An 8,481-nucleotide genomic window follows, 5' to 3' on the forward strand; every position below is an offset into this window, starting at 1 on the left:
ATTATCCGACCTTTGCCGGATATAATTTTTGTTGTGTTGATTCGTTTTGACAAATATATAAATTAATTTTGATATGAAAGTGAATTTGAGATATTTTGGGCTAATTATTTTTCTGGTTTTCAGTAATTTATTCATTATCAACTCTTGTAGTGATAGAGCGGAAACTGTTTCTTGTTTTCCCAAAGTTCAGATTAATATAAGTGTTAACACCAACCTTCCACTTTATCATCCCGTGACGGTACAAGGCGGCTGGATTTATGTCAACGAAGTGGGAGCAGGAACCAATGGTCTTATCATTACCAATACTTCTGGTGGCTTCAAAGTTTTTGACAGAAATGCGCCACACATTTGTCCGGATGGCGACAAAACGATTTTGTACGTAAAAGATAATACCACAATTGTGTGTCCAAAAGATGGTGCCGAATGGATGCTTAATGGTTCGCCAACAAGCAACAATACGCAATCAAAAGGTCTTCCTCCAAAAACTTATCCTTTTAATTACGATCCAAGTACTGGCGTTATCTCTGTTTATTATTAAAATCAAACTATGAAAATTGTTATTCAGCGTGTGTCTGAGTCATCTGTAAAAGTTGACGGAAAAATTGTTGGCGAAATCGGAACTGGTTTTATGCTTCTTTGTGGTATTGACGAAAGCGATGAAAATGAAGACGCAGATTGGCTAGTGAAAAAGGTTTTAGATTTAAGGATTTTCGGTGATGAAGATGATAAATTGAATCTCTCTATAAAAGACATTAAAGGCGAAATCCTCTGTATCAGCCAATTTACATTGATTGCGGATTACAAAAAAGGCAATCGCCCATCTTTCATCAAAGCTGCAAAACCTGACAAAGCAATTCCATTATTTGAATATTTTAAAACCGAATTAAAAAAATCTGGCTTAAAAATCGAAAGTGGTATTTTCGGCGCCGATATGAAAGTTTCTCTTATCAACGATGGTCCAGTTACGATTGTTATGGACAGCAAGACAAAAGCTTAGCTATTGGCTATTGGCAAAATTAATTCGTAATTCTAAACTAAAAGCTAATCAACCTGATATTCTAACTTAATGGTAATTGTTGCTTCTTTTTCTTTCGAAGAAGTGTTAAATGTACCTCCATAAGAATAATCTTCGTTAGAATTTGGTGCGGTTATTTGGATAACGCCCATTGTTGCTTTTTTCAGATTCCCGAGTGAACTTCCTGCATTGTCAGCAATTTTTTCAGCACGTTCTTTAGCATCTTTGGTCGCGTCTGCAATCATTTGTTGCTTAACCTCAGCTAATTTGGTATAAAAATATTGAGGTGTCGAAGAAGTGAATTCGATGCCACGATTGATGATTTCGGTAATGTTTCTTGAGATATTTTCGACTTTTCCAACTTCTTTAGATTCGATGCTAACATTTTGCGTAAGGTTATATCCAGAAAATTCTCCCTGAACATAATTTCCATTCGAATCGTTGTAGCTTCTAAAATTCTTTTGAATATCTACCGCCGAAAAAACCATTTCGTTGTCTTTAATGCCTTTTGATTTTAAATATTGGGCAATTACATTTTTATCATTTGCCAACTCATCATAGGCGGATTTTAGATCCATGTTATTTTTTGAAAAACTACCAGACCAAGTAATTAAATCTGAAGTAAAAGTCTTGGATCCAAGTCCAGTAACAGAAATAGTATTATCGCCTTTATTCCTATTTTTGATAGCATTGCTAAGAAAAGCTGTTGCGATAATCAAACCTAAAGCGGCAATACCTACAGTGATAAATTGTGGTTTCATAACTCAATATTTTTAGTGCATAAAATATGTAACAAAATGTATTCCAGCATCAAAACCTATAAAGCAACATTTCCAATTTCGTCCAATTCTGAAGTCTGAATCATTGCTTTTTCAAAAGCATTGCGCTTAACAACACGTGTATCGCTAATTGTATCATGCCAACCAGTTGCTTCTACACCAAAGAAACTGAAAATCTCAAAAGGAATTGCACGACAATAATTTCGCTTAACAAAATCCATAAAAGTTGGTTTCGAACCATCTATCATCACGACTTTAGTCCCCGTAATTAATTTACCAAGTGATCTTCCCTTTGTTAAGAATTCTATTAAAACCATCGAACTGGTATAAATGCACACTGTGACAAGTCGATCGAGAGTACTATTCAGGTTTTCTAATTGTTGAAGCTGATAAGCGTAAGAAGAATCCGTCACCAAAGTATAAATAAATATACCAATAAGCCAACAAGCAAATGTGATTATATAGCCACAAATGAGAACAATAATAAAATTGAGAAAACGCAAAAAGCGTTCTGCCTTGTTATCATCTACAGATTTTATGAGTCTCATGCTATATCTTTTTTTCAATTTCGATGCTAACACCTTGCATTTCGCCACGCATTGGCGGACGAGTTTTGGTCAGTTTTATTTTGATAAAACTAAGCTGCGGAAAAGCAATCTCCAATTTTGAAATGATTCTTCCAATGACATGTTCTAGTAACTTAGACGGAATAGCCATCTCTTGGTGAATAATCTCATTGATTTCGGCGTAGTTAATTGTATCTGACAAATCATCAGACTGTGATGCTTTTTCTAAATCGGCATGAAGTTCGGCATTGACAATGTAATTGGTTCCCAAAATTGTTTCTTCTGGTAAAACGCCATGAAATGCGTAAATTTTTATGTTCTCAAGAATAATTTTTGAATGCATAGGCTCTTTAGGTTTTAGTGTTTGGTTGTTGGTTCGCAAAAATAATTTATAACGTGTAAAGATTCAATTTTTGAAAACAATATTCTATTGCTAATATAGAATAATCTTCGAACTTCTGTATAAAAATTTTGGAGTTGAGCTCCGTAGGAGCGACCTATCAACAAAAAAATTAACAGAGCGCTCCTACGGAGCTCGCTCATCCTTTTCCTTATTACCTATTAACAGGATGTTCCTACGGAACTTTTTTTGCAAGCAGGTGTTGCATTCGTTTTAAATTCAATATAAATGTAAACTAAATTAACATTCACACCTATCAAAACCATTGTCATAAACACTTTAAACTGCTTTTTGAAAATACTTTCTGATAAAATGAGAATCAACTGAAATCTTAATAGTGAAATTTTGCTCCAGCGGAGCAATCTGTTAATAGAAATACCTTTTGGAGTTGAGCTCCGTAGGAGCGACCCATAACAAAAGATTAACAGAACGCTCCTACAGAGCTTACTCATCCACCTAACAATTATCTATTAACAGGACGTTCCTACGGAACTTTTTGCAAATTCTAAACTTACAATTATCGGCTAATGGCTAAAACAATTCCTAATTCCTGATGGCTATTAGCTATTGGCTAATAGCTCGCAACTATCGTAAAACTAAACAAGTTTTGTCGATTTCTCAACAAAACTTGTGAATTTTTCTATTTTGGGACGCAATAGGGATGGCAGCGGCATCCTTGGGAGCGGAGCGAGGTGTCGGAGCGTAGCGGAGACGACCGAGCGAAGCGCTCCAAGATACAGCGAACAGCCCGACCGCTAGCTTTGATAAAGCTTTGGCGCGGGATTGCCCAAATTTATTTTATCGTTTTTGAAAGCTCAAGCATCGCCTCGATTGGCTTTAGAGCTTTTAGTCGTAGTTCTTCGTCAATTAAAATTTCAGGAAGTTCGTACTTCATGCACAGGTATAGCTTTTCCATGGTGTTGCGCTTCATATAAAAACACTCGCTGCAATTACAAGATTCGTCGAAAACCAAAGCTGGAATCAATTCTTTGTGTGGCGCACGTTTTTTCATCTCGTGAAGAATTCCTTCCTCCGTCGCAATGATGAATTTTTGACAATCGTCCTTCTCCACATAGTCAAGCAAAGCCGATGTCGAACCTATGAAATGTGCCAACTTTAAGACAGACTCTTCACTTTCTGGATGCGCAATTAGTTTTGCATCGGGATTGTCAGCCAATTGTTTTGCAATTCGCTCCATCGAAAATGCTTCATGCACAATGCAACTTCCGTCCCACAAAATCATATCGCGACCAGTCTTGTGCGCAAGATAGCGACCAAGATTTTTGTCTGGCGCAAAAATAATCGGCTGGTCAGTCGGCAAGGCATTGATGATGGTTTCGGCATTAGAACTTGTCACGATAATGTCACTTTCTGCCTTAGTTTCTGCATTGCAATTGATGTAAGTCGCCACCAACGCATTTGGATGTTGCGCGCGCATCGCACGAAGACCTTCGCCACTACAACCGTCTGCCAAAGAGCATCCTGCCAAAGTATCTGGCAAAACCACCTTTTTGGTTGGATTAAGAATTTTAGCTGCTTCCGCCATGAAGTGTACACCGCAGAAAACAATCATATCGGCATCCGTATCTTTTGCCTGACGCGCCAGTTGAAGCGAATCACCCAAAAAATCTGCGATATCCTGAATCTCAGCAGGCTGATAATAATGCGCTAAAATGACAGCGTTTTTTTCTTCTTTTAGTTTTAAAATAGCGTCCACCAAATCTTGTCCTTGTGGAATCGCAATATCTTTAATATCCAAAAAACCTTTAATTGGCATGCTGGATTTTGCTTTTTCTAACGTGTTTTCCATATCTTTTTGTGTGATTAATTAAGAATTAATAAAGTCCTGCAAAATGCTTTCCATTTCTTGTGTTGCTACTTCTAGATTATCGTTGACAACAACTTTATCAAACTGAGTCTGATAAGTCAACTCTTCTTCAGCCTTAGCTACACGAGTTTTGATAACCTCTGGCGCATCGGTTCCACGTGTTGTTAATCGGCGTTCTAGTTCTTCGATACTTGGTGGTGCAATGAAAATTGACAAAGCTTGGTCACCAAAAATCTTTTTTAAATTAACACCTCCTTTAACATCGACATCAAAAATTACAACTTTTCCGTTCTTCCAAATGCGTTCTACTTCTTCTTGCAAAGTCCCATAAAACTTGTCAGTATAGACTTCCTCAAATTCTACAAAAGCATTTTCGGAAATCTTTTGACGAAACTCATCTGGACTTAAAAAGTGATAATCTACACCATGTTTTTCTTCACCACGAGGCGCTCTTGTTGTGCACGAAATCGAGAATTGCAATTCTGGAAAATGTGCTAAGCAATGCTTTACCAAAGTGGTTTTTCCACTTCCTGATGGTGCCGAAAATATAACTACTTTATTCATTTTTTAAAATTATGAATTGCGAATTATTTAAAAAATTAACCTATGGCTTGGAATAAAAAACTAACGTCAGTTTGAGTGATTTTCGAAGAAAATTGTATCGAAAACTAGTTATTTTTTTAAAAAACTTCTCGATACAAAATCTTCCAGATTTTTACTCGAAGTGACATCTCTAATAAATTAAATAAGAACGACTTATTCCAAACTAAAATTACTGACTTATAATCTACAAAACGTTAAGGGTTTGTTCTTTAATTTTTTCCAGGTCGTCTTTCATTTCGACAACCAATTTTTGGATGGCTGCGTGATTGGCTTTCGACCCTAAAGTGTTGATTTCACGTCCCATTTCCTGAGAGATAAAACCTAATTTCTTACCATTAAAATCTTCATTCTCCATCACATCCAAATAATATTTAAGATGCTGCGCCAATCTCACCTTTTCTTCAGAGATGTCTAACTTCTCAGTATAATAAGCCATTTCTTGGTAGAAACGCGTTTCGTCAACATTTTCGAATTCCTTCAAAGTATTTTGATAACGTTCTTTAACTGTAGCGACTCTCTCATCTTCATATTGTGGAACTTGCGATAATTTAGCTTCGATGTTTTTCACATTTTTGCCTAGTTCATCTTGAAGAATTGAACCTTCGGTTGTTCGGAATTCCAAAAACTTAGCAATCGCCTCATTAACGACTTTTAATAAAAAGTTCCATTCGTCATCACTAAGGTCAGCCGTTTTATTACTAATCGCTTCTGGCATTCGAACCGCCATTTGCAAATAATCGATGGCATTAGCACCTGGCGAAATCTCGCCAAGTTGCGTCATATAGGATTTTACAATCTCTTTATTAATATTAACATCGTTGCTGTCTTCGAGATTTTCGCAATTGATGTAGCAATCAACTTTTCCGCGAAGTAATTTATCATTCAGCAATTTTCTAATATCAAATTCCTTTTCTTTATAACGAATCGGCACTTTAATATTAAGGTCGAATGTTTTGCTGTTGAGTGATTTGATGTCGATGGTCAGTTTTTTTCCTTCGAAAACACCTTCCGCACGACCAAATCCCGTCATTGATAATACCATATCTGATTTTCTTATTATAATGCAAATATAATGATGTTAGTCGAAAAGGCTTCTAAAGTTTTTTTTAAATATTAAACTTAAAATCACAGCAATAAATATTGTACACCATAATCAAATTCTCATCATATTTTGAAAAATAATAAAATCTAGTTCTATCTAAATTTAGTTAAACTGACAAATATTAATCCTTTTTAAAGAAAAATCTATTGATAAAGCCAATCGATTATTGTATTTTTGTCGGCTATGAAAAGATGGTATCTCTACCCTTTTTCCCTTGGTTATCATCTCGGAACCTCGATTAGGAACCGAATGTATGATTGGGGATTGTTTTCTTCGAAGCGATTCAAAACACCAATAATTGGTGTTGGCAATCTTTCTGTGGGCGGAAGTGGAAAATCGCCGATGGTGATGTATTTGGCAGCTTATCTGTCCAAACATTATCGTACTGGTGTTCTTTCTCGCGGCTACGGCAGAATGACAAAAGGCTACAACGTCGTTAACTACGAAAGCAACTACAAAACTGTTGGTGACGAGCCAATGCAATTGTTTGAAAGATTCAAAAATCGTTTCGTTATTGGTGTTTGCGAAGACCGTGTTTTCGGTGCCAAAAAACTGATTGACGACATGGATCTTAATGTTTTGGTTTTGGACGATAGCTTTCAGCATCGTGCTATTAAACCAGGGCTTAATATCTTGTTGACGGTTTATAACGATCCCTATTTTAAGGATTTTATTTTGCCTGCTGGCGATTTGCGAGAAAGTCGTCGTGGCGCAAAACGTGCCGATATCATCATGGTTACCAAATGTCCGGACGATCTTACCGAAGAAAAGAAACAATATTGCATTTCGCGCATCAAACCGCAACATTATCAAAAGGTATTTTTCTCATCGATAGAATATGACGAAAATATCATGAGCATCGACAAATATATGCCAGTCAAAAATCTGGATTACTACGATGTTCTTTTGATAACAGGAATCGCCAACCCAACACAAATTGTGAAAGAAGTCGGCAAATATTCCAAACGTGTTAAGCACCTTAAATATAAAGACCACCACAATTTCTCTGATGATGATATCAAAAAAATTGTGGCAGAATATAAAAAACTAGGAGAATACAAAATTATCCTAACCACAGAAAAAGACTATGTAAGGCTCAAAACTTTTGACTACTTGCGCGAAAAAATCTTTTACTGGCCCATTAATGTAGAAATAGACAATCAAGAAGCGTTTAATCAAATAATCAACGATTATGTTAGAAAAAATTAAAGAAACCGCAGCGTTCATCAAAAATATTATCCAAGACACACCAGACTTTGCAATCGTGCTAGGTTCTGGACTTGGAAAACTTCAAGACGAAGTACAACCTATTCACACCATAGAATATTCGGACATCCCCAACTTTCCACAAGTTACCGTTGTTGGTCACGGTGGCAAGTTAATCTACGGCATTCTTGAAGGCAAAAAAGTCTTAATGATGAGCGGTCGTTTCCATTATTACGAAGGTTATCCGATGGAGACTGTGACCTTCCCATTTAAAGTTTTCCACTTGTTGGGCATCCAAAATCTATTGTTATCAAATGCTTCGGGTGGCGTTAATCCTAACTTCCAAGTTGGCGATATTATGTTGGTTAAAGATCACATCAATATGATGCCAGAACATCCATTGCGTGGTAAAAACATCGACGAGCTAGGTCCAAGATTTGTGGATATGAGCGAAGCTTACAACAAAAAAATGTTGCAAACGGCTCACGATGTTGCTAACGAAAATAACATCAAAGTTCACGAAGGTGTTTACGTTGGTTTACAAGGACCAACTTTCGAAACACCCTCTGAGTATGGATTGGTACGTTTCATCGGTGGTGACGCAGTTGGTATGAGCACAGTTCCAGAAGTTATCGTTGCAAAACACATGGGGATGGACGTTTTCTGCATTTCGATTATTACCGACTTGGGCGGTCCCGAAATTGCTTTCGCAGTATCACATGAAGAAGTGCTAAATGCTGCTAACAAAGCAATGCCAGACGTTATCAAAATCGTTAAAGGTCTTGTAAAAAACTACAACTAAGCTTTTTTAAACATAAAATAAATGCACTCAATTTTTTGGGTGCATTTTTATTTGGGCGCCATTTCCGCCTACGGTTCCCGCTTTTGTAGTCTTGAGGCGCGGCGACTTCGTCGCCGCGCCTCAAGACTACAAAGAGCTCCACCTACGTCGGGGCGCATATCCCGCGTTCTTATCCAATTT

General features: G+C 36.9%; 10 protein-coding genes. 4 read left to right on the forward strand and 6 right to left on the reverse strand.

Going from position 1 to position 8,481, the window contains the following annotated elements; all coding sequences use genetic code 11:
• Positions 1–73 precede the first annotated feature (73 nt).
• Complete coding sequence (locus tag Q1V95_RS03000; RefSeq protein WP_300670136.1) at positions 74–538, forward strand: hypothetical protein; 465 nt, start codon at positions 74–76, stop codon at positions 536–538.
• 9 nt (positions 539–547) lie between these two features.
• A complete protein-coding gene (gene dtd / locus Q1V95_RS03005) occupies positions 548–997 on the forward strand; it encodes a D-aminoacyl-tRNA deacylase (RefSeq protein ID WP_300670138.1) in 450 nt (149 codons plus the stop codon).
• Between the two features lie 44 nt (positions 998–1,041).
• Here dtd and Q1V95_RS03010 read toward each other — a convergent pair whose 3' ends face one another.
• From Q1V95_RS03010 to Q1V95_RS03035, 6 genes are all read right to left on the reverse strand, one after another.
• The gene (locus Q1V95_RS03010; protein ID WP_300670140.1) at positions 1,042–1,776 is read right to left on the reverse strand and encodes an SIMPL domain-containing protein; all 735 of its coding nucleotides are present in this window, start codon (positions 1,774–1,776) and stop codon (positions 1,042–1,044) included.
• Between the two features lie 56 nt (positions 1,777–1,832).
• Positions 1,833–2,342, reverse strand: a complete 510-nt coding sequence (locus Q1V95_RS03015; RefSeq protein ID WP_300670142.1) for an RDD family protein — start codon at positions 2,340–2,342, stop codon at positions 1,833–1,835.
• 1 nt (position 2,343) lies between these two features.
• Positions 2,344–2,703: a dihydroneopterin aldolase gene (folB, locus tag Q1V95_RS03020; RefSeq protein WP_300670144.1), complete on the reverse strand. Its 360-nt coding sequence runs from the start codon at positions 2,701–2,703 to the stop codon at positions 2,344–2,346.
• 850 nt (positions 2,704–3,553) lie between these two features.
• Positions 3,554–4,570 carry a quinolinate synthase NadA gene (nadA, locus tag Q1V95_RS03025; RefSeq protein ID WP_300670146.1) on the reverse strand — a complete coding sequence of 339 codons (1,017 nt, stop codon included), beginning with the start codon at positions 4,568–4,570 and terminating at the stop codon, positions 3,554–3,556.
• 18 nt (positions 4,571–4,588) lie between these two features.
• On the reverse strand, positions 4,589–5,152 hold the full coding sequence (gmk, locus tag Q1V95_RS03030) for a guanylate kinase (protein ID WP_300670148.1): 564 nt from the start codon (positions 5,150–5,152) through the stop codon (positions 4,589–4,591).
• Between the two features lie 223 nt (positions 5,153–5,375).
• Positions 5,376–6,233, reverse strand: coding sequence for a YicC/YloC family endoribonuclease (locus tag Q1V95_RS03035; protein WP_300670150.1), 858 nt, complete (start codon positions 6,231–6,233; stop codon positions 5,376–5,378).
• A 243-nt stretch (positions 6,234–6,476) separates the two neighbouring features.
• Between Q1V95_RS03035 and lpxK the strand changes: the two genes are divergently transcribed.
• Both lpxK and Q1V95_RS03045 read left to right on the forward strand, forming a co-directional pair.
• Positions 6,477–7,502: a tetraacyldisaccharide 4'-kinase gene (gene lpxK / locus Q1V95_RS03040; RefSeq protein ID WP_300670152.1), complete on the forward strand. Its 1,026-nt coding sequence runs from the start codon at positions 6,477–6,479 to the stop codon at positions 7,500–7,502.
• Positions 7,486–8,301 carry a purine-nucleoside phosphorylase gene (locus Q1V95_RS03045; protein WP_300670154.1) on the forward strand — a complete coding sequence of 272 codons (816 nt, stop codon included), beginning with the start codon at positions 7,486–7,488 and terminating at the stop codon, positions 8,299–8,301. The genes lpxK and Q1V95_RS03045 overlap by 17 nt, the downstream gene beginning before the upstream one ends.
• Positions 8,302–8,481 lie beyond the last annotated feature (180 nt).

This window comes from Soonwooa sp., from assembly GCF_030151385.1.
In the GTDB taxonomy this organism is placed as follows: domain Bacteria; phylum Bacteroidota; class Bacteroidia; order Flavobacteriales; family Weeksellaceae; genus Soonwooa.

What these genes read in the sequence shown, in the direction of transcription:
- Q1V95_RS03015 (WP_300670142.1), bottom strand. Translation starts at nt 2,342, where the DNA reads ATGAGACTCATAAAATCTGTAGATGATAACAAGGCAGAACGCTTTTTG.
- gmk (WP_300670148.1), bottom strand. Translation starts at nt 5,152, where the DNA reads ATGAATAAAGTAGTTATATTTTCGGCACCATCAGGAAGTGGAAAAACC.
- Q1V95_RS03045 (WP_300670154.1), top strand. Translation starts at nt 7,486, where the DNA reads ATGTTAGAAAAAATTAAAGAAACCGCAGCGTTCATCAAAAATATTATC.
- Q1V95_RS03035 (WP_300670150.1), bottom strand. Translation starts at nt 6,233, where the DNA reads ATGGTATTATCAATGACGGGATTTGGTCGTGCGGAAGGTGTTTTCGAA.
- Q1V95_RS03000 (WP_300670136.1), top strand. Translation starts at nt 74, where the DNA reads ATGAAAGTGAATTTGAGATATTTTGGGCTAATTATTTTTCTGGTTTTC.
- lpxK (WP_300670152.1), top strand. Translation starts at nt 6,477, where the DNA reads ATGAAAAGATGGTATCTCTACCCTTTTTCCCTTGGTTATCATCTCGGA.
- Q1V95_RS03010 (WP_300670140.1), bottom strand. Translation starts at nt 1,776, where the DNA reads ATGAAACCACAATTTATCACTGTAGGTATTGCCGCTTTAGGTTTGATT.
- dtd (WP_300670138.1), top strand. Translation starts at nt 548, where the DNA reads ATGAAAATTGTTATTCAGCGTGTGTCTGAGTCATCTGTAAAAGTTGAC.
- nadA (WP_300670146.1), bottom strand. Translation starts at nt 4,570, where the DNA reads ATGGAAAACACGTTAGAAAAAGCAAAATCCAGCATGCCAATTAAAGGT.
- folB (WP_300670144.1), bottom strand. Translation starts at nt 2,703, where the DNA reads ATGCATTCAAAAATTATTCTTGAGAACATAAAAATTTACGCATTTCAT.